17 protein-coding genes are annotated in these 19060 nt (G+C 61.7%); 8 read left to right on the top strand and 9 right to left on the bottom strand.

Annotated elements, in window-relative coordinates; genetic code table 11:
* The first annotated feature begins 10 nt into the window (after positions 1-10).
* Complete coding sequence (locus D8M21_RS07345; protein WP_161970376.1) at positions 11-499, top strand: VanZ family protein; 489 nt, start codon at positions 11-13, stop codon at positions 497-499.
* Here the strand turns inward: D8M21_RS07345 and rfbA are convergent.
* A complete protein-coding gene (rfbA, locus tag D8M21_RS07340; protein ID WP_048680018.1) occupies positions 496-1359 on the bottom strand; it encodes a glucose-1-phosphate thymidylyltransferase RfbA in 864 nt (287 codons plus the stop codon). The two genes, D8M21_RS07345 and rfbA, sit on opposite strands and share 4 nt — an antisense overlap.
* 119 nt (positions 1360-1478) lie before the next feature.
* On the opposite strand from rfbA, the gene rfbB reads away from it, so the two are divergent.
* The 6 genes from rfbB (at position 1479) to sufU (ending at position 7294) form a co-directional block, all read left to right on the top strand.
* Positions 1479-2477, top strand: a complete 999-nt coding sequence (rfbB, locus tag D8M21_RS07335; protein ID WP_048679480.1) for a dTDP-glucose 4,6-dehydratase — start codon at positions 1479-1481, stop codon at positions 2475-2477.
* The gene (gene rfbD / locus D8M21_RS07330) at positions 2474-3925 is read left to right on the top strand and encodes a dTDP-4-dehydrorhamnose reductase (protein WP_048679476.1); all 1452 of its coding nucleotides are present in this window, start codon (positions 2474-2476) and stop codon (positions 3923-3925) included. Before rfbB ends, rfbD begins: the two co-directional genes overlap by 4 nt.
* Positions 3926-4080: 155 nt before the next feature.
* Complete coding sequence (locus D8M21_RS07325) at positions 4081-4731, top strand: 50S ribosomal protein L25/general stress protein Ctc (RefSeq protein ID WP_048679473.1); 651 nt, start codon at positions 4081-4083, stop codon at positions 4729-4731.
* Between the two features lie 135 nt (positions 4732-4866).
* A complete protein-coding gene (gene pth / locus D8M21_RS07320) occupies positions 4867-5445 on the top strand; it encodes an aminoacyl-tRNA hydrolase (protein ID WP_048680015.1) in 579 nt (192 codons plus the stop codon).
* Positions 5446-5498: 53 nt separating this feature from the next.
* Entirely contained in the window at positions 5499-6809 is a 1311-nt protein-coding gene (locus tag D8M21_RS07315; protein ID WP_048680013.1) for a cysteine desulfurase, read from the top strand.
* A gap of 23 nt (positions 6810-6832) precedes the next feature.
* Positions 6833-7294 (top strand): Fe-S cluster assembly sulfur transfer protein SufU, encoded by a 462-nt coding sequence (sufU, locus tag D8M21_RS07310; protein ID WP_048679469.1) that lies wholly within the window; start codon positions 6833-6835, stop codon positions 7292-7294.
* 23 nt (positions 7295-7317) lie between these two features.
* On the opposite strand, the gene D8M21_RS07305 is transcribed toward sufU, so the two are convergent.
* The 4 genes from D8M21_RS07305 to D8M21_RS07290 form a co-directional block, all read right to left on the bottom strand.
* Positions 7318-8148: a hypothetical protein gene (locus D8M21_RS07305; RefSeq protein ID WP_048679466.1), complete on the bottom strand. Its 831-nt coding sequence runs from the start codon at positions 8146-8148 to the stop codon at positions 7318-7320.
* Between the two features lie 29 nt (positions 8149-8177).
* Entirely contained in the window at positions 8178-9131 is a 954-nt protein-coding gene (locus tag D8M21_RS07300) for a glycosyltransferase family 2 protein (protein WP_048679463.1), read from the bottom strand.
* Positions 9132-9188: 57 nt separating this feature from the next.
* The gene (gene nhaA, locus D8M21_RS07295) at positions 9189-10556 is read right to left on the bottom strand and encodes a Na+/H+ antiporter NhaA (RefSeq protein WP_065424225.1); all 1368 of its coding nucleotides are present in this window, start codon (positions 10554-10556) and stop codon (positions 9189-9191) included.
* A 116-nt stretch (positions 10557-10672) separates the two neighbouring features.
* Entirely contained in the window at positions 10673-11173 is a 501-nt protein-coding gene (locus tag D8M21_RS07290) for a DUF2505 domain-containing protein (RefSeq protein WP_048679460.1), read from the bottom strand.
* Positions 11174-11435: 262 nt separating this feature from the next.
* Here D8M21_RS07290 and mfd point away from each other — a divergent pair, with 262 nt between their 5' ends.
* Positions 11436-15065: a transcription-repair coupling factor gene (gene mfd, locus D8M21_RS07285; RefSeq protein WP_048679458.1), complete on the top strand. Its 3630-nt coding sequence runs from the start codon at positions 11436-11438 to the stop codon at positions 15063-15065.
* Positions 15066-15191: 126 nt separating this feature from the next.
* Here the strand turns inward: mfd and D8M21_RS07280 are convergent, their stop codons facing one another.
* From D8M21_RS07280 to D8M21_RS07265, 4 genes are all read right to left on the bottom strand, one after another.
* Complete coding sequence (locus D8M21_RS07280; RefSeq protein ID WP_048679456.1) at positions 15192-15506, bottom strand: hypothetical protein; 315 nt, start codon at positions 15504-15506, stop codon at positions 15192-15194.
* Positions 15507-15613: 107 nt separating this feature from the next.
* The gene (deoC, locus tag D8M21_RS07275) at positions 15614-16285 is read right to left on the bottom strand and encodes a deoxyribose-phosphate aldolase (RefSeq protein WP_048679454.1); all 672 of its coding nucleotides are present in this window, start codon (positions 16283-16285) and stop codon (positions 15614-15616) included.
* 52 nt (positions 16286-16337) lie between these two features.
* Positions 16338-18074: a phospho-sugar mutase gene (locus D8M21_RS07270; RefSeq protein WP_048679452.1), complete on the bottom strand. Its 1737-nt coding sequence runs from the start codon at positions 18072-18074 to the stop codon at positions 16338-16340.
* 36 nt (positions 18075-18110) lie between these two features.
* The gene (locus D8M21_RS07265) at positions 18111-18917 is read right to left on the bottom strand and encodes a purine-nucleoside phosphorylase (RefSeq protein WP_048680009.1); all 807 of its coding nucleotides are present in this window, start codon (positions 18915-18917) and stop codon (positions 18111-18113) included.
* Positions 18918-19060 lie beyond the last annotated feature (143 nt).

Below are 19060 nucleotides of genomic sequence, written 5' to 3'. Positions count from 1 at the left end.
AGGAATTCCCGTGCCCTCAAACTTGTTCTTCGGGGAAGCTCCGAGGGATCTTCGCCACACCCGTCGGCTGGCTAGGTTGCGGCGAGTCGTCGGTGGGGTGCTGGCCGTCCTGCTCGCGATTGCCGCCGCGTGCTTCCTTTGGCCTAACGGCGGGCAAATCCGCAACATCTTGATTCAGATCTGGCTCATGGCGACGCCCACGCCGTGGCTTCGAAGTCATATTTCTCCCGAAGATGTGGAACAGACCATGAATGCCTTGGTCTTCGTTCCCTTGGCAGCATGCTTCGTACTCGTCGCCCCGAGGCTCCGGATTTGGGTGTGGTGGGTACTCTCGGCGCTGGGAGCCATGTCCATCGAGCTCACTCAGTTGCTTTTCTTGAGTGCACGAAAATTCGATATAACCGATGCCGTCTTTAACACCATCGGAGGAATTGTAGGATCGCTATTGGGCGCCGCAATTCTCCGTTTATTGTGCCGTAGATGGTCGAAAAATAGTTAGTTATCTAATAGATCCAAAAGATACTTTCCGTATCCGCTCTTGAGAAGTGTTTGTGCACTCTTGCGCAACCCGTCGTCATCGAGGAATCCCATTCTCCAGGCAATTTCTTCGGGGCAGCCGATGGAAAGTCCCTGGCGGGCCTGGACGGTGCGGACATATGCCGCGGCGTCGGCCAGGGAGTCGAAGGTTCCGGTGTCCAGCCAGGCGGTTCCCCGGGGCAGGATTTCGACCTGAAGCTCCCCGGACTCGAGATACCGATTATTGAGGTCGGTAATCTCGAGTTCTCCACGAGCCGATGGAGTCAATTCCCGTGACATCTGGACGACACGATTGTCGTAGAAGTACAACCCGGGAATCGCATAGTTACTCCTGGGTAGTTTGGGCTTCTCTTCAATGGATACAGCGCGGCACTGTTCATCGAATTCGACGACCCCGTAGGCCGTAGGGTCCGCGACCCTGTAGCCAAAGACCGTCGCACCCTTAACATCTGAGTATTTACGCAATTGAGTTCCAAGCCCCGGGCCGTAGAAGATGTTGTCTCCGAGAATGAGGGCTACGGAATCATCACCGATATGTTCCTCGCCGATGATGAATGCTTGGGCCAGCCCATCGGGAGAGTCCTGCACTGCGTAACTGAGGTGGATGCCGAATCGGCTGCCGTCTCCCAAGAGGCGACGGAACTGCGCGGCGTCGTCGGGGGTGGTGATGATCAGGATGTCGTCGAGGCCCGCGAGAAGGAGCGTTGACAGCGGGTAGTAGATCATCGGCTTGTCGTATACCGGTGTGAGTTGTTTGCTGATGCCCAGCGTGATCGGGTGCAGTCGGCTTCCCGTGCCCCCAGCCAGAATGATGCCCTTCAACGGCGTCCTTTCGTCGCGAACTGCAGAATGGGTCTCGTCCCCCGAGAGACCCCATTGATCGTCCACAATATATCCCGTTCGGCAGAACAGCGGGGGAGAGCTGACCTAGAATCATCTGCATGGGAACAATTCTGGTTACTGGGGGAGCCGGGTTTATCGGCTCGAATTTCGTCCATCATCTGGTCGAACATTCGGATCATCGGGTCGTGGTTCTGGACAAAATGACGTACGCAGCGAGCGCCTCGTCGTTGGACGTGTTGCCGGGGGAGCGAGTCGAGCTGGTCCAGGGGGACATCGCGGATGCGAGCTTGGTGGATGATCTTGTGCAGTCCTCCGACGCCGTGGTGCATTTTGCCGCGGAAACTCATAACGACAATTCGTTGGCCGACCCATCGCCTTTCGTGCGGACTAATCTCGTCGGCACCTACACTTTGCTCGAAGCGGTGCGGCGGCATTCGGTCCGGTTTCACCACATTTCGACGGACGAGGTTTTTGGTGACCTCGAGTATGACGACCCCGCGAAATTCACGGAATCCACGCCGTACAACCCTTCGTCACCCTATTCGTCCACGAAGGCCGGATCCGACTTGTTGGTGCGAGCCTGGGTACGTTCCTTCGGGATCGACGCGACCCTGAGCAACTGCTCCAATAATTATGGTCCGTATCAGCACATCGAAAAGTTCATTCCTCGTCAGATCACCAACGTCCTCACGGGGCGTCGCCCCAAACTGTACGGAGAGGGGCGCAACGTGAGGGATTGGATTCACGTCGCTGACCATTCGGCTGCCGTCGAGCTGATTCTCGATCGTGGGGCGCGCGGGCAAACCTACCTCATTGGCGCGGACGGCGAGCGGGACAACATCACGGTATTGCGAACCATTCTGCGTTTAATGGGACGGCCGGACGACGAATTCGACCATGTGCGGGACCGGCCCGGACACGACCTGCGATACGCGATCGACTCGAGTCGACTCCGCGAAGAGCTCGGATGGGAACCTCAACATCAGGACTTCGAGTCTGGCCTCACGGCCACCATCGAGTGGTATCAAGAGAACCGGCAGTGGTGGGAAGAGCAGAAAGCTGCCGTCGAGACGCGTTACGCGGAGGCCGGCCAATGAGCTCGAATGAATTGACCATCACGACGACGTCAATTCCCGGCCTCGTGGTGGTGGAGCTTCCGGTTCATGGGGACAACCGCGGTTGGTTCAAGGAAAACTGGCAACGCGAGAAGATGCTGGCCGCCGGACTTCCAGATTTTGGGCCGGTCCAGAACAATATTTCGTTCAACGGCCGACGCGGCACAATTCGTGGAATCCACGCCGAGCCGTGGGACAAGTTCGTCTCGGTGGCAACCGGATCGATCTTTGGGGCGTGGGTGGACCTGCGCCAAGGGGAAAGTTTCGGCGCCTCGGTGACGATCGAATTATCCCCGTCCCGTGCGGTATTTGTTCCGCGGGGGGTGGGGAACGCTTTCCAAACCCTGGAAGAGAACACCGCCTATACGTACCTGGTCAATGACCATTGGTCACCGGAGGCGCAGTCGGAATATTCTTTCCTCAATCTTGCCGACGAGGCCGTGGACATCAACTGGCCCATTCCCCTGGACGAGTGCGAGCTGTCGGATAAAGACCGCCACCATCCTCGTCTCGCCGACGTCGCTCCGATCGCTCCGGCACCATATTTGGTGGTGGGCTCCGGCGGGCAATTGGGTCGGGCGCTGACTCACCTCTTGAAGGAACGAGGAATTCCTTTCCATGCGCCGGATCGGCGGGAGCTGGATCTCAGCGATCCTGAATCGTGGAAAGAGTCTTACCGGTGGCGGGGGTACCGAGGGATTATCAATGCTTCGGCGATGACGGCCGTGGATGCCGCAGAAACTCCCGACGGGCGCGCCCAAGCATGGAAGGTCAATGCGTCTGGGGTTTCGGCGCTCGCCGACGTCGCCCGCGAGGCTGGGATACCGCTGGTGCATGTCTCTACCGATTACGTCTTCGACGGGCAAAAGCCTCAGGATCAGATGTACACGCCCGAGGACTCCGTTGCGCCACTGTCCGTGTACGGCCAGTCCAAGGCCGCCGGCGAAATGGCGGTGCGCGCGATACCGCGGCACTACCTCGTCCGAACCAGCTGGGTGATCGGGGAAGGGAAGAACTTCGTCGGAATCATGCGTCAACTTGCCGAGCGCGGCGTCGCCCCCAAGGTGGTTGCGGATCAGCAGGGGCGGCCGACGTTCGCGGCTGAGCTGGCAGACGGGATCCTTCACCTTCTTGCCAGTGGAGCCGAATATGGCGTTTACCACTTGTCTAACTCGGGGCCCGTGATCACCTGGCACGAGTTGGCCAGGGAGGTTTTTCGGCTGACGGGACATGACCCCGAGTCGGTGTCGCCCACCAGCACGGCGGAATACTTCGCGACGACCTCGGTGTGGGCCCCGCGGCCGAGTAACTCCGCATTGGACCTCACCGCGATCGAGAAAGCCGGATTCACGCCGAAGGATCATCGCGAAGCACTCCGGGAATATCTGGGCGGGCTGGAGGTTGTCAGCGGTCCCGTCGATGCCGCATAATGGTGCGGTATGCCAAGGCGAGGGAGGGATTCCCCTCCGTGATCGACGATGGCTGGTCAGCGAGAACACCGCGGGTCTCACCCGTACGGAACCGCGCCAGTTAGCTTTCAACTTGGCGCACAAACAGTTCGTTCCGACAAGAAAGGTGGTTCAGCATGGCTGACCGCACCAAGCTCTCCGCAGAAGAGCGCCACGAATTCGGCAAGGGCGCTGCTCGCCGTATCCGTCGCGACTCCAAGATTCCCGCCGTCATTTACGGCCACGGGGCAGAGCCGATCCACATCGTTCTTCCCGGCCACGAGACCATGCTGGCCGCCCGTAACCCCAACGCCGTTCTGTCCTTGGACATCGACGGCAAGAATCACCTGGCGATGATCAAGGACATCCAGCGTCACGCGATTCGTCCGGAGATTTACCACCTCGACCTTCTGACCGTTCGCCGCGGCGAGCGTGTTGAGGTCGAAATCCCCGTCACCGTCGAGGGTGAGGTTGCCCCCGGTAACCTGTGGACCCAGCCGGAGCAGGTCGTCCTCGTGGACGTCGACGCGCTGGATGTTCCCGAGGAAATCCTGGTGGACATCGAAGGCCGTAACGACGGCGAGCACGTACTCGCCTCCGACCTTGAGCTGCCCGAGGGCGTCAAGTTGGCTTCCGACCCCGAGCTTCTGATCGTGAACGTCTCCGAAGAGGTCGAGCAGGATCTCGGCGACGAGGAAGAGGCCACCGAAGAAGGCGAAGAGGGCGAGGAGTCCTCCGAGGAAAGCAGCGAGGATTCTTCCGAAGAAAAGTCCTCCGACGACGAGTAATTCGTCGACATTTCAGGAAGGCCCGTCGGTTTCGATCGACGGGCCTTTCCCGTGTCTGGGTAGGGGATCCAGCCCGAACACGAGAGAATAAAGAGCCGGCTCAAGGCCGGCGCACCGGAAACGAGGAGCATGACCGTGAGCGAAACGTGGCTCGTGATCGGGCTGGGAAATCCCGGCCCGCAGTACGCTGACACCCGACACAACGTCGGGCAGATGGTGGTGGACACGATCGCCCGCAGCATGGGCGCATCCTTCAAACGTCACAAAGCAGGAGCCGTGGTGGTTGAGGGGCGTTTAGGCATCGGTGGTCCGCGGGTGGTTCTCGCGAAATCGACCGGCTACATGAATACCTCCGGCGGCCCGACCTCTGCGCTCGCGCAGTTCTACGGCGTCGACCCCGAGCACGTGATCGCGGTGCATGACGAAATCGATATTCCTTTCGACACCATCAAGCTCAAACGGGGTGGCGGAGAAGGTGGACACAACGGGCTTCGCGACATCTCCAAGGCCTTGTCCACCAAGGATTACGTCCGGGTGCGCGTAGGAGTCGGCCGCCCACCGGGCCGAATGGACACCGCGGATTATGTGCTGAAGGGCTTCTCCAGCGCGGAATCCAAGGAATTGCCGATGTTGCTGGTCGACGCCGCCGACGCCGTCGAGATGGTGATGACGGCGGGGCTCACGGAGACGCAACAGAAATTTCACGCCCGTTAAGCCGTAAGTCCGTGGGGTCGGCTCGCCAGAACGAGGCACTTAGGATGGTGCGTATGAGTGATGCGACCACACCGGGCGTTCCACCGGTACCAGAGCCCCTCGACGACGCCGCCGTCGAACGGATCCGACAGGATTTTCCGATTCTCGACCGCCAGGTCGATGGCCACCGGCTGGTCTACCTCGATACCGGGGCGACCAGCCAGAACCCGGTTCAGGTGCTCGACGCCGAGCGTGCCTACTACGAGCGCAATAATTCTGCCGTCCATCGCGGCGCCCACAGCCTGGCCGTGGAAGCCACGGACGCCTTCGAAGATGCCCGCCAAATCCTGGCGGATTTCGTCGGCGCTCAGACCGATGAGGTGGTGTGGACATCCAACGCCACCGAAGCTCTCAACCTGCTCTCGTACTCGCTCTCGAACGCCTCTGCGGGTCTCGGCGGTGAATCCGCTCGACGCTTTGCGCTGGGTCCCGGCGACGAGATTGTGACCACCGAAATCGAGCATCACGCCAACCTGATTCCGTGGCAGCAGCTCGCGGCCCGAACTGGCGCTACACTCCGGTACATTCCTCTGGGGAGCGACGGTCTCTTAGACTACGACGCCGCCGACACCGTGATTGGTACACGTACTCGACTGGTGGCTTTCACCCACGTGTCGAATGTGCTCGGTTCCATCACCGACGTCGCGCGCCTCGTCGGCCTCGCCCGACGGCACGGGGCCCTGACCGTTCTGGACGCTTGCCAGTCCGTCCCGCACCTGCCGGTGAATTTCCACGAGCTCGACGTGGACTTCGCGGCCTTCTCCGGCCACAAGATGCTGGGTCCTACGGGCATCGGTGCCTTATATGGTCGGCGTGAACTCTTGAAGGATCTGCCACCGTTCCTGACCGGTGGTTCCATGATCACCCGAGTGACAATGGACGATGCCGAATTCATGGAACCGCCCATGAAATTTGAGGCCGGAACGCAAAGGGTTTCTCAGGCCGTCGCCTGGGCCGCGGCGGTCAGGTACCTGAACAACGTTGGTATGAACCGCATCGGCCAGTGGGAGGCCACACTCGGTCAGCGGCTCGCCGAAGGTATTACACGCATCGAAGGGGTGCGCCTGCTGGGGCCGGCTGCCGGGACGGAACGGGCTGGCCTGGTCTCTTTCGACGTCGACGGCGTCCACCCTCACGACGTCGGACAGATTCTGGATTCGCGGGGGATTGCGGTTCGAGTCGGCCACCACTGCGCGCAGCCGCTCCACCGAGCCCTGGGGATCACCGCGTCCACCCGAGCCAGCGCATATTTGTACAACACGACCGACGACGTAGACCGTTTCCTTGAAGAACTCGCCGGCGTCCGCGGCTTCTTCGGACTCTAACGGCGACAGAAAGAATTCGTCCCATGAGCGATCTTGGACAGCTGTATCAGCAAATCATCCTGGACCATTCCCGCAAGCGTTCCGGGGAAGGGCTCACGAGTAAGCCAGCGCAGCACGTCGCAGAGAACCACCAATACAACCCCACGTGCGGCGACGACATCATCGTGCGTGTGCATCTCGATGACGGCGGGGAGCGCATCGACTCCCTGACGTGGGAAGGCGACGGGTGCTCCATTTCGATGGCAGCCGCTTCGGTTCTCGCGGAGATGTCGCCCGGCATGACCCTCGAAGAATTTCACGCCATGGTCGATCATTTCCGACAGATGCTGCGCTCACGGGGTACGGAAGAGCCCGACGAGGAGGTTCTCGGCGACGCCGCGGCCTTTGCGGGGGTCTCCAAATACGTTGCTCGCGTCAAATGTGCCATGCTCGCGTGGGTCGCGGCGGAGGAAGCTTCCCGAGACGCCGCAACGGTCGTTCGTTAGCGCCCGGTTCGCTCTGACGTGGGCTACTTCGTGGATTTTCGCTCTCGCCACGCGTGCACGAGCGGACGCAACCGCTTCTTGACGGCACCGATCGAACGAATTTTGGTGTCGCGGATTGAATATTGGGTCGGCCCCAGGGGGTCGCGCACGGCCACGGAATATTTGTCCAAGAGATGCTTGGGCACGAGTTCTTGGCCGATTTGATCCGGAAATCGACGCGCAAATCGGGCCGCGCCCCAGGCCTTGTCGGGGTAGCCACAAAAATGCATCACAAATGCGTCGTCCAGCGAATTCTCGTAATAATGGCCCCGGGAATTGAGACGTCGGTGACCGACGATTTTTGTCCGCTCCAGGAGACCCGTGGTGCACAAATACCACCACATTTGGTCTTGGTCGCCGTTGGTGAAAAGCCCGTATGCTTCGTCATCCCACCAGTCTCGGATGGATTCGAGGGGTTCGCCCGACATACTTTCGAGCATCGTGACGCTCTCCGGGCAGTTCTTGATCAAGAAGACACCGGTATTAATTTTCGACCAAAAACCATTGGGTTCTAGGGGGCCCTCCGCGATCACGAGAAACTGGTCATCGCGTTCTGCCTCTTCCACCAGCTCATGAAGGGTGTCGGACTCGAAATCGGTGAAGTACGCGTCGTCGTCAATCCACACCAGCCAGTCGTACTGATGGATCAGGCGGCGGACGATGGACATCTTGTAGTCGTACTTGGTAACGATCTGCGGATCAATGCCGCATTCCAAGCGGTAATCCAGGCCGTGTTCGCGCGCGTAGATCGCGTGATTGATATACGAGCGTTGCCGGATTTCGTCGCCGCCGCTGACGAGGCAGATGCGTGTCATGGTGATCTCCTGACGGTTAGACGGACAGGTCAACCCTCATCGACCAACCCCCGGGACACCTGGCTCTCGGGGGTTCTGCGGAAGACCGTGTAACGAACCAGGCCGTCCAGGAGACCGAGAGCAGTACTCGCCCTAGAAGCCACGGATGCGAGGTCTTTCTGCTTTTTTCCGAGGAGCATTTTACCGAATGAACCAGCGCACCGAGCGAGTGTCACGAGCGGATGGCGCTCGTAAGGGCGCGCCTCTGACCACGCATCGTGACGCGCGCAGACCAACGCCAGCGACCGGGCGTGCTGAAAGCTCTTGAGAAGACTGGACGAAAGGTTTGCAGGGTCTCGATAGAGAATTCCCATACCTTCGGTCTCGCGTAATTTCAGGCCGGTTGCCGCAATGCGATAGGACAAATCATTGTCTTCTCCGCCGCGCCACATGCTGGCGTCAAACCCTCCGAGATCGACGAGATACGTCCTCTGAGCGGCAAAGTTGCCTCCCATCAGCGCGGGGGCAACATCTCCCATTCCTGCCAACGGAAGGTGCCCGGGGACGTCGTGCCTCAACCGGGCCTCACGGACCTCGGCGAGTCGATTCGTGCTCCTGAAGACGTCCGCCGGAACGGAGAGAGCGGAACCGTTAACGACCGGTTCGGCGTCCAGCGCGTCGATCGCTGAGCGCATCCAGACCGGGCCCACGGCGTCGTCTGCGTCGCAAAAAGCTAGCTTGTCCGCTCGGGCCTCCGAGATCCCTCGGTTTCGAGCAAAGGCCGCTCCTCGGTGCGCGCTCGCCTCCACGTACCTCAGGTCGAAAACAGAACTAGACCAGCGCCGGACGAAGCCCCGAAGGTCGTCGGTGGAGCCGTTGTCGCACAGGAGAACTTCGGCGTTCACCGAAAGGTGTTGATCTTCGAGGGACTCCAGGAGCATGGGCAAGGTTGAAACGCCGTTATGACACGGAACGATGACGGAAAGCTGCGGGTGGTTCTGCATGGGTTCCCCAGGGTCTACTGGTCGGTGGTTTCAGAATGCAGGAAGCGTGTGTCGGCGTCAGCCGTGGGGGCGATCCCAAGCACGTGGCTCGGTATCGGCCGCTTCCGCCTCGTGGGCCTCGGAGGCGTCCGGCGGGGCGCCGTCGTAGGTATCGACGGGGTGGCCGGCGGCTCGTAGGCGTTTGTAATGCGCATTGCGGAAGCTCAGCAGAATGCCGCCGAGGACCGCCGCGAGCAAGGACCCGCTGAGCACCCCGACCTTGGCGTGGTCGTCGTGGATGGTTCCCAGACCAAAGCTCAATTCGGCGACCAATAGCGCTACCGTGAACCCGATGCCGCCCATCATGGCCAGCCCGAACACGTCCGTCCAGGTCATGTCCTCATCGATTTCTGCGGAGCTGACGTGTGTCAAGACCCACGTCGACCCGAAGATGCCAATCGTCTTCCCCACAACCAGCCCCACGACGACGCCGATCGCGACCGGGTCCGTGAACGCGTCAATGACTCCGCTCCATCCGCCAACGGCCACGCCCGAGGCAAAGAAAGCGAAGACGGGAATCGCGATGCCGTTCGACAACGGTGAAAAACGGTGAGACAGGCGAGGCGCCAGTCCGATGGGAGCTTCTCCGGCGCGAGGCTTAGAACGATGCAAAACAGGAACCATGAAGCCCAAGAGCACACCGGCGATGGTCGCATGGATCCCCGCCGAGTAGATCAAGACCCAGGTCACGATGCCGATCGGCAACAAGATGACCCATGCGGCCCACCGGCTATACGCGAAGAAGCGCGGCCATCGGTGAGTCAAGACCCAAAACGCGGCGGCCGGGAGAATCGCCAGCGCCAGGTAAAGAACGTTGAAACCTTCGGAATACACCACCGCGATGATGACGATGGCGATGAGATCGTCCACCACGGCCAAGGTCAGCAGGAAGGTCCGCATGGCGGTCGGCAACGCGGAGCCCACAACGGCGAGCACCGAGACGGCAAACGCGATGTCGGTGGCCGTAGGGGTCGCCCAGCCCTTCAGGGTTGCGGCGTCGCCGGACATCAGGTTGATAACGGTGTAGAGGACAGCCGGCACCGCAACGCCGCCGAATGCGGCCGCAACGGGCACGATGGCCTTGCGGATCCGTCGAAGCTCGCCATCGACGAACTCGGATTTCAGCTCCAAGCCCGTCATGAAGAAAAACACCGCAAGCAGGCCTTCGGAGGCCCACTCGCCAACGGTATGGAATGCGCTGTCCACACCGGGGATACCGAGATGAGCGTCCCGCACCTCGAAATAGCCGTCGGCCAGGGGAGTGTTGGCGAAAAGAAGCCCCAAAACCATGGCGGCGATCATCAACAGACCGCCGGTATTGCCTTCGCGGAGCTTCATCCCAAAACGGCCCTGATGGTACCCCTCGTCCTGCAGCGTCGTCGTCATAAGTCCTCTAGATCGGGTGCGCGGGCTACGGTGCGGTCACAAGCCGCCTCCCCACCCGAAACCCTCGTGGGGACGGGCGGGGAGGGAATCAACCCTTCAACGGGTGATCGGCCTGATTAGTTGTGGTCCTTGATCCACGCTTCGGCCGTGGTGGACTGAAGCGACAGGGCCTTGCCGATGTAAGGCTCCGCGGCGGCCGAAATCTTCTTACCCACCAACGGAATGTTGGCCTTGACCTCGCCCTTGACGTCCACGACGGTCGTTTCGCCCTTCGAGGTGAGGTTCTGGTGAGCGGTTGCGGAAACCGGCATTCCGGACACATCGATGGTGGTTTCGACGGTGCGCGAGCCATCGCCCTGCGGTGCGCTGAATTCGTCGACCTGGGTCAGCTTGACGCCGTTGCCCACGAACTTCTGGGCGATGCTGGGAACCTTATCGGCTCCGACGGACCGAACGGTTGTAACGGTGAACGCCGACGAACGGTCGCCGTCCACGGAGAGACTCTCGAAACCAACGCCGGCCTTCTGCGCCACGTGGCGGGCGAAGTCCTCCGAGCTGAAGGCCTCCAAAACCTGGTCGATCGGCGCGTTGATGGTGTGGGATTCCTGCATTGCCATGAGTGCCCTCATTTCTTGGTGGTCAACAGAGTTGTCCCTAGTTTAGCGATGCTTCGCCAACGAACGGGAGAGAGGCGCTCGGGAACAGTTAAGCCGGAAGCTTGGTGGCGTGGAAGCCTGCCGGGGGCTGGGCGTAGGGTAGGGTGCGTGCGGACCACGTCCGCCGTCACCCCACGTTGGCCACCCGGCCGCGCAAAATGTGGGGTGCCTCTTCGTGCGCCCAAAAAGTGGCCTCACCCCACCACCCAAGGAATGTTCTGCCATGAGCCTCATCGGGTTGCGTCAAGCCCTCGCCAAAGAACCCACCTTTGCCAACGTGCTCGCCCAGGCCTCCCGACCGGCCACGGAACGGTCGGCAGAGACCCTCATCGGCGCCGCCGAGGGGCTGCGCGCACCATTGGTCGCCCAAATCTCCGACGGTCTGGCCGCAGCGGAAAGCGCTCGCGATCACGCTTCGGGCCACGCACCCGTCGTCCTCGCCGTCACCGCCACGGACCGGGAAGCGGAAGACCTCGAAGGCATTCTGGGCTCCTATCTGGACCCGCGCACCGTGACTCGATTCCCCGCGTGGGAGACCCTGCCGCACGAACGCTTGTCCCCACGGTCGGACACGGTCGGTCAGCGTTTGGCCGTGTTGCGGCGTCTTTCGGAGGCCGACGACGCAGTGCGCGTGGTGATTGCACCGATTCGTTCGGTGCTGCAACCCATTTCCGCGAGCCTCGACTCGATGAAGCCCGTGAGCCTGGCCGTGGGAGAGGAACACGACTTCGAAGCGACGATCGAGGCACTGTCCAAGGCGGCCTATTCACGAGTCGATTTGGTGACCAAACGCGGTGAATTCGCGGTCCGCGGCGGAATTTTGGATGTCTTTTCTCCGGTCGAGGATCACCCGGTACGCATCGAATTCTTCGGTGATGACATCGACCAAATGAAGTGGTTCGCCGTCGCGGACCAACGGACTTTCACTCCCCAAGACGGCGGAGACCCGACCTCTCTCGTGGCGCCTCCTTGCCGAGAAATTTTGATTACACCGCAGGTCATGTCGCGGGCCGCCCAGTTGAAGAATTCGCTCCCCGGCGCCGAATCCATGTTGGAGCGCATCGCGGGCGGTATTTACGTTGAAGGCATGGAATCCTTGGCGCCGTTGCTGGTGGATGCCATGACCACCCTCGTCGCCTCTCTGCCGCAGGACTCGTTGACGGTGCTCCTGGAGCCGGAGAAGGTTCGTGCCCGAGCGGCCGACCTCGTCGCGACCAACGAAGAATTCCTCGTGGCCGCCTGGGAACAAGCCTCCGACGGCCAACAGGCCCCCATCGACCTGAACGAGACGGGACTCGCGCAGGCCAGCTTCATGTCCGTGGCCGATGCGCGGAACGAAGCGTTGGATGCCGGACTGGGTTGGTGGTCGATCACCTCGCTGGGAGTCGACGACGCGATCGACGACGACGTCGACACGCTCACGATCGCCGTCAGGGCGCCACTGACCTTTGCGGGCAACGTCGAGGCCATGCTGGAGGTCGTGGGTGATCATGTGCGCGAAGGCTGGCAGGTCGTGGCGGTCACCGATGGACCGGGACCGCTGAATCGTTTGGCCGAGCTGTTCCAAGGGGCCGATCTTCCGGCCTCCCGGAGCGAGGACCTGATAGCCGAACCGCAGCCCGGTCTCATCGAGCTGACCACGGCTCCGCATGGAACGGGATTCGTGCTCGAAGACGCGAAAATTGCGTTGCTGACCGAGGCGGATGTGCTGGGCAAGGCTAGCCCCTACACCACCCGAGACATGCGGAAACTTCCTGCGCGGCGTCGTCGCAATGCGGTGGACCCGCTCGCTTTGAAGCCCGGCGACTACGTGGTGCATGAACAACACGGCATCGGCCAATTCGTCGAGTTGATCCAACGACCGATTGCGGGCGCCATGGTCAAGCCCGGTCAGCCGAAACCCATGAAGGAATACCTCGTCCTGGAATATGCTTCCTCGAAGCGTGGCGCGCCCCGGGACAGGCTCTTTGTGCCGACCGATCAGCTCGATCAAGTGACCAATTACGTGGGTGGAGATGCTCCAACCCTCTCCAAGATGGGTGGCTCTGACTGGGCGAAGACTAAATCTCGGGCGCGCAAGGCGGTCAAGGAAATTGCGGCCGACCTCATTCGCCTCTATTCGGCGCGCATGGCCTCACGGGGACACGCCTTTGGCACAGATACGCCGTGGCAGCGAGAACTCGAGGAGGCTTTCCCCTACGTCGAGACTCCTGACCAGCTGACGACCATCAATGAGGTCAAATCGGACATGGAGAAGGAGATCCCGATGGACCGGTTGATCTCCGGCGACGTGGGGTACGGGAAGACGGAGATCGCCGTCCGAGCGGCCTTTAAGGCGGTTCAGGACGGCAAGCAAGTCGCGATCCTCGTGCCAACGACGCTGCTCGCTCAACAGCACTCCGAAACTTTCACCGAGCGTTTTAGCGGGTTCCCGGTGCGGGTAGCCACCCTTTCTCGGTTCCAAACCGCCAAGGAATCCAAGGCCGTCGAGTCGGGGATCGCGGATGGCACGATCGACGTCGTCATCGGTACCCACCGCCTGTTGTCCCAAGCCGTGAACTTCAAGGATTTGGGACTGGTCATCATTGACGAGGAACAGCGGTTCGGCGTGGAGCACAAGGAAAAGCTCAAGACATTACGCACCAATGTGGACGTTCTGGCGATGTCGGCGACGCCGATTCCCCGCACGCTAGAGATGTCGCTGACCGGCATTCGGGAAACGTCGACCTTGGCGACGCCGCCCGAGGAGCGGCATCCGGTGTTGACCTTCGTGGGACAGCACACTGAGAAACAGGTGGCCGCGGCCGTGCGGCGTGAGCTCATGCGCGAAGGCCAGGTGTTCTACGTGCACAATCGGGTATCCTCGATCGACCGGGTGGCCTCCGACCTGCAGAAATTGGTCCCCGAGGCGCGCATTGCGGTGGCACACGGCCAGATGAGCGAAGCACGGCTCGAACAGATCATTGTTGACTTTTGGGAGAAACGATTCGACGTGCTGGTCTGCACGACGATCGTCGAGACCGGGTTGGATATCTCCAACGCCAATACCCTCATCGTCGACCGCGCGAATAACTATGGTTTGTCGCAGCTTCACCAGCTTCGCGGACGAGTCGGGCGCGGACGCGAACGTGCCTACGCGTATTTCCTGTACCCGCTCGAGAAGCCGCTGGGCGAGGTGGCATTGGAACGACTCAAAGCCGTGGCGGCCCACAACGAGCTGGGGGCGGGTATGCAACTCGCGATGAAGGATCTCGAAATCCGAGGCGCCGGCAACTTGCTGGGTGGAGAGCAGTCCGGACATATTGCGGGTGTCGGCTTCGATCTGTATTTGCGTTTGGTCGGGGAGGCTGTGGCCGACTACCGCGGTGACGAACGAGAGGAAGCGCCCGCGGAAATGAAGATTGAGCTCCCCGTGGATGCTCACCTTCCGCACGACTACGTGCCAGGGGAGCGGCTTCGTCTGGAGGCCTACCGCAACCTCGCCGCGGCATCCAGCGAACAGTCCGTGGAAGACGTCGCGGCCGAACTACGAGATCGGTACGGGGACCTTCCGGAACCGGCGAATAATCTGCTGAAGATTGCTCGCCTGAGGATCAGAGCCCGTGCGGCCGGGCTCACCGAAATCATGGTCATGGGCCCGAAGATCCGGTTCTATCCGGTGGATCTACCCGAGTCCAAGGCAATGCGGCTTCAACGCATGTACCCGGGGGCCCTCGTCAAGACCGTCCCTGGGACGGAACAGCAACAGATCTTGGTGCCCAAACCCAAATCCGCGCCGGTGGGCGGCAAAGACCTCGTGGATGACGCGATCCTCGAGTGGGTCGGCACCTTCATCGAAGCGATTCTAGAGTAAACACGCCAGGCCGCTCCCTCCCGAGCGGCCGAATCCACGAATTCCCGTCCCTCACAACAATGGCCGGCTCTCCGAAGGGAGGGCCGGCCATTGTCATGAGCACGATGCCACGTGCGCTGGCATGCTTTAGAGCTGCGTGATGTCCTTACCGGACGTCGAATGCTTGGCGGTCTTGCTGCTGAGCAACTGGAACGGGACCAAGAAGGTCAAACCGTACAGGACGATCGCGATGGCAAAGGGAAGCCAAGCCTTCGAATCGGAGATCCACAGGCCAAAGCAGTAGAACGAGGCGACGAGCAGGATCATGCAGAAGATGAACATCACCAGGTTCGACGCGAGGTGGCCTTCACCGGAGTGATTGCGCACCTTGGGGTGGCTGGCCTCGCTGTTCGCAGGCTTCTGGTCCTCCCTACGGAAGGCCGATTCGGTGGCGTGGGTCATGTAATCCTCAATCCTGACGGTGTGTATGTCCTCGAGTGATCGCGTCTCTGCTCGGTCGCGCGAGGACTATTGACGAGCTACTTCCAGTATAGGAGCAAGTCAGACGTTTAGCTTGCCCGAATGATCTCGATGCCTTGTGACGCGCCAATGCGGCTGGCACCTGCCTCGATCATGGCGAGGGCATCTTCACGGGTGCGGATGCCGCCGGAGGCCTTAACACCGATGTCGGGGCCGACGGTCAGACGCATTAACTTGACGTCCTCGACCGTCGCCCCGCCGGTCGAGAACCCGGTGGAGGTTTTGACGAAATCCGCGCCAGCAGCCACGGAAGCCTGACAAGCGAGGACTTTCTGATCGTCGTCGAGCAGACATGCCTCGATGATGACTTTCAGGAGGCCGCCCTGAGCATGAACCGCTTCCGCCACTGCACGGATGTCCTTGGTCAGGGCCTCGCGGTCCCCTTCCAGGGCGTCAGCGATATTGATGACCATGTCGATCTCGCGGGCACCGGCGTTGAGAGCGGATGTGGCTTCGTGGACCTTTTGATCGGTCGTCGTCGCGCCCAAAGGAAACCCCACGACGGCGCAAGCCACGGCGTCGCTACCGGCGAGCCGATCCGCCACGAGGCTGGCCCATACGGGGTTGACGCATACCGACGCGAAGCCGAATTCTCGGGCCTCGTTGCACAAGCGCTCGACGTCGGTTGCTCGGGCATTCGCTGCCAGGATTGTGTGGTCGATCATGCCAGCAAGGCGTTCTGCAGTGTAGGTCTCGGTCATGGAGCTCTCCAGTATTCGGTGGGTCCGCTGGGGAAGCGGAACGGGGTGTGGATCAGGATTCGGTGTCGACGCCGAGTGCGCGAGTGACGTCGAGGCGGAGATCCGCCAAACGTGCGGAAGCCGTCGCGCGGGAGTTCTCGAGTTCGCCGGGCTCGGCGACAGGAACGATGGCCTCCAAGTAGCACTTGAGCTTTGGCTCGGTTCCGGATGGTCGGACGATCACGCGGCTGTCGTCTTCGGTCAGCAACAGAATACCGTCGGTCGGCGGAAGGTCTTTGGAACCTTCGGACAGGTCGCGGTACTCGACCACGGGCGAACCGGCGAGCCGTTCGGGGGCCTTGCTCCTCAGCCGTTGCATCATGGCGTCGATCCGGGCGAGATCGTCGACGCGAACCGAGAGCTGATCGGTCGCGTAGACGCCGTGTTGAAGCGCGATGTCATCCAAGACGTCCAGGAGCGATTTACCGGCGTCTTTCAGTTTCGCGGCGTGATCGGCCAACACCAGGGCCGCGGAGATGCCGTCCTTGTCTTTGACGAGGTCCGGAGCCACGCAATAGCCCAGCGCCTCTTCGTATCCGTAGACCAGGCCCTGAACGCGCGCGATCCACTTGAAACCGGTGAGGGTCTGCTGGTGTCCGACGCCGTGCGCCGTCGCCATCGCTCCCAAGAGTCGGGAGGAAACGATCGAATTTGCGAAGAAGGGGCGGGCCCCTCCCGTCGAGGGGATGCGTTCCAACATGACGCGACCGAGGATCGCTCCGACTTCATCGCCCCGCAGGATGCGCCAGCCGCCCTCGCGACGTGCGTCTGGAATCGCGAAGGCTGCGCGGTCGGCGTCCGGATCGTTGGCGATCACGAGGTCGGCGTCGCGGTCCCGGGCCAATTCGAGGGCCAAGTCCATGGCACCTGGTTCCTCGGGATTCGGAAAGGCCACCGTGGGGAATTTGGGGTTCGGCAACGCTTGTTCCGGTACCACGTGCAATTTGTCGAACCCGGCCCGCGCGAGGACGAAGGACATGACTTCGCCGCCCACTCCGTGCATCGGTGTCAGCACCACACGAAGTGAACGTTGATCGGGAGCGATTCCGGGGATCAGCGACGTGACCTCGTGCTCGTAGTCCCGGGCGATGCGTTCGGGAAGCATGGTCCAACCGGATGCGGAGCGTTCGATCTGGTCCGCCGGGGGAGCGGCCGCGATCTTGCCGGCGATGTCGGCATCGGTGGGCGGCACGATCTGGGCTCCCCGGGCGTCCTCGCCGACGGCGCGACCGCCCAGGTACACCTTGTAGCCGTTGTCCGCGGGCGGGTTATGAGAAGCCGTGACCATCACGCCGACGTCGGCCTTCAGCAAGCGTGTGGCCCACGCCAGGACGGGCGTGGGCAGGGCCAGCGGCATCAAGAAGGCGTCCATGCCGGCTGCCGTGAACACCGCGGCGGTGTCACGGGCGAAGGCATCGGATTTGGTGCGGGCGTCGTAGCCGATGACGGCGCGAACCTTGGTGCCCCAGTTTTCCTTGGTCGCACGTTCGGTGAGGTATTCGGCGACGCCGTAGGCCGCGCGAATCACGACGGCGCGATTCATCCGCATGGGGCCCGCACCCAAGGCGGCGCGGAGGCCGGCCGTACCGAATTGCAGATGTCCCGAGAATCGGTCCCGCAATTGCGCGGCAGCGGCTTCATCGCCTTCGGCGCGGCTGGTCAGATCCAAGAGCTCACGCTGGGTCTCGGGGTCAGGATCGGCCTGAACCCACTGCATGGCGTGATCGATAATGTCGCTGATCGGTGTCATGGGATAAACCTCGTTGTTTTCCTGCTGGCGGTGCGCTCAGCTGTCCAATCGGTGGATGATGTCCGCGAGCAACCGAGAGATGCGGGGACCGGCATTGCGGCCTTCCTCGAGTACCTCGTGGTGGTTCAAAGGGGTTTCGGAAATGCCCGCGGCCAGGTTGGTGACTAACGAGATCCCGAAGACTTCGAGCCCCGCGGCCCGAGCGGCGATGGCTTCGAGCGCCGTGGACATGCCCACGAGATCGGCTCCCAAGGTGCGGGCCATCCGAATCTCCGCCGGGGTCTCGTAGTGAGGACCGGGAAGCTGCATGTACACCCCTTCCTCCAACTCGGGGTCCACCGAGTGAGCGATCTCGCGAATGCGAGGAGAGTACAGGTCGGTGAGATCCACGAAGTGCGCGCCCACCAGGGGTGATGCTCCCGTGAGGTTGATGTGATCGCTGATCAATACGGGAACGCCCGGTGCGTAGGTCGGCTGCAACCCGCCGCAGCCATTCGTCAGAATCATGGTCGAGCATCCGGCAGCGGCGGCGGTGCGTACCCCGTGGACCACGGCGTCGACGCCACGACCCTCGTAGTAATGCGTGCGCGCTCCTATCACGAGGGCGTGTTTGCCCGTTTCGGTGGTGATGGAGGTGATGGTGCCGGCATGGCCCGCAACGCTCGACGCGTGGAAGCCCGGGATGTCCGAGGCCTGAAGGACGGCGTCGGTGGTTCCGATCAGTTCCGCGGCGCCACCCCAGCCAGATCCCAGGGTGAGTGCGTAGTCGTAGCGGTCCACGCCGGTGCGCTCGGTGATGTAGGCGGCCGCCTCGTCGGCAAGACGGTTGGGCTCAAACGCCATGTCCGAGGAGTTGCCGGGAAGACGTACGGGAAGGGTATTTTTACTGGTGCTCACCCGTCCAAACTAGCAGGATGTCGGGGGATCGGTAGAGGCTAGATGGCTTGTGTATGAGCCGATCGTGGGCGGTTCGCGCGAATTTCACC

It is taken from the genome of Kocuria sp. HSID16901 (assembly GCF_003989425.1).
GTDB classification, from domain to species: domain Bacteria; phylum Actinomycetota; class Actinomycetes; order Actinomycetales; family Micrococcaceae; genus Rothia; species Rothia massiliensis.
The sequence above is the reverse complement of the archived record's forward strand: the minus strand, read 5'-3'. Positions and strand labels throughout refer to the sequence as shown.

Excerpts from the sequence above, each read along its gene's own strand:
- rfbB (WP_048679480.1), top strand. The coding sequence starts at position 1,479 with ATGGGAACAATTCTGGTTACTGGGGGAGCCGGGTTTATCGGCTCGAAT.
- rfbD (WP_048679476.1), top strand. The coding sequence starts at position 2,474 with ATGAGCTCGAATGAATTGACCATCACGACGACGTCAATTCCCGGCCTC.
- D8M21_RS07325 (WP_048679473.1), top strand. The coding sequence starts at position 4,081 with ATGGCTGACCGCACCAAGCTCTCCGCAGAAGAGCGCCACGAATTCGGC.
- D8M21_RS07315 (WP_048680013.1), top strand. The coding sequence starts at position 5,499 with ATGAGTGATGCGACCACACCGGGCGTTCCACCGGTACCAGAGCCCCTC.
- sufU (WP_048679469.1), top strand. The coding sequence starts at position 6,833 with ATGAGCGATCTTGGACAGCTGTATCAGCAAATCATCCTGGACCATTCC.
- D8M21_RS07305 (WP_048679466.1), bottom strand. The coding sequence starts at position 8,148 with ATGACACGCATCTGCCTCGTCAGCGGCGGCGACGAAATCCGGCAACGC.
- D8M21_RS07300 (WP_048679463.1), bottom strand. The coding sequence starts at position 9,131 with ATGCAGAACCACCCGCAGCTTTCCGTCATCGTTCCGTGTCATAACGGC.
- nhaA (WP_065424225.1), bottom strand. The coding sequence starts at position 10,556 with ATGACGACGACGCTGCAGGACGAGGGGTACCATCAGGGCCGTTTTGGG.
- D8M21_RS07290 (WP_048679460.1), bottom strand. The coding sequence starts at position 11,173 with ATGGCAATGCAGGAATCCCACACCATCAACGCGCCGATCGACCAGGTT.
- mfd (WP_048679458.1), top strand. The coding sequence starts at position 11,436 with ATGAGCCTCATCGGGTTGCGTCAAGCCCTCGCCAAAGAACCCACCTTT.
- D8M21_RS07280 (WP_048679456.1), bottom strand. The coding sequence starts at position 15,506 with ATGACCCACGCCACCGAATCGGCCTTCCGTAGGGAGGACCAGAAGCCT.
- deoC (WP_048679454.1), bottom strand. The coding sequence starts at position 16,285 with ATGACCGAGACCTACACTGCAGAACGCCTTGCTGGCATGATCGACCAC.
- D8M21_RS07270 (WP_048679452.1), bottom strand. The coding sequence starts at position 18,074 with ATGACACCGATCAGCGACATTATCGATCACGCCATGCAGTGGGTTCAG.
- D8M21_RS07265 (WP_048680009.1), bottom strand. The coding sequence starts at position 18,917 with ATGGCGTTTGAGCCCAACCGTCTTGCCGACGAGGCGGCCGCCTACATC.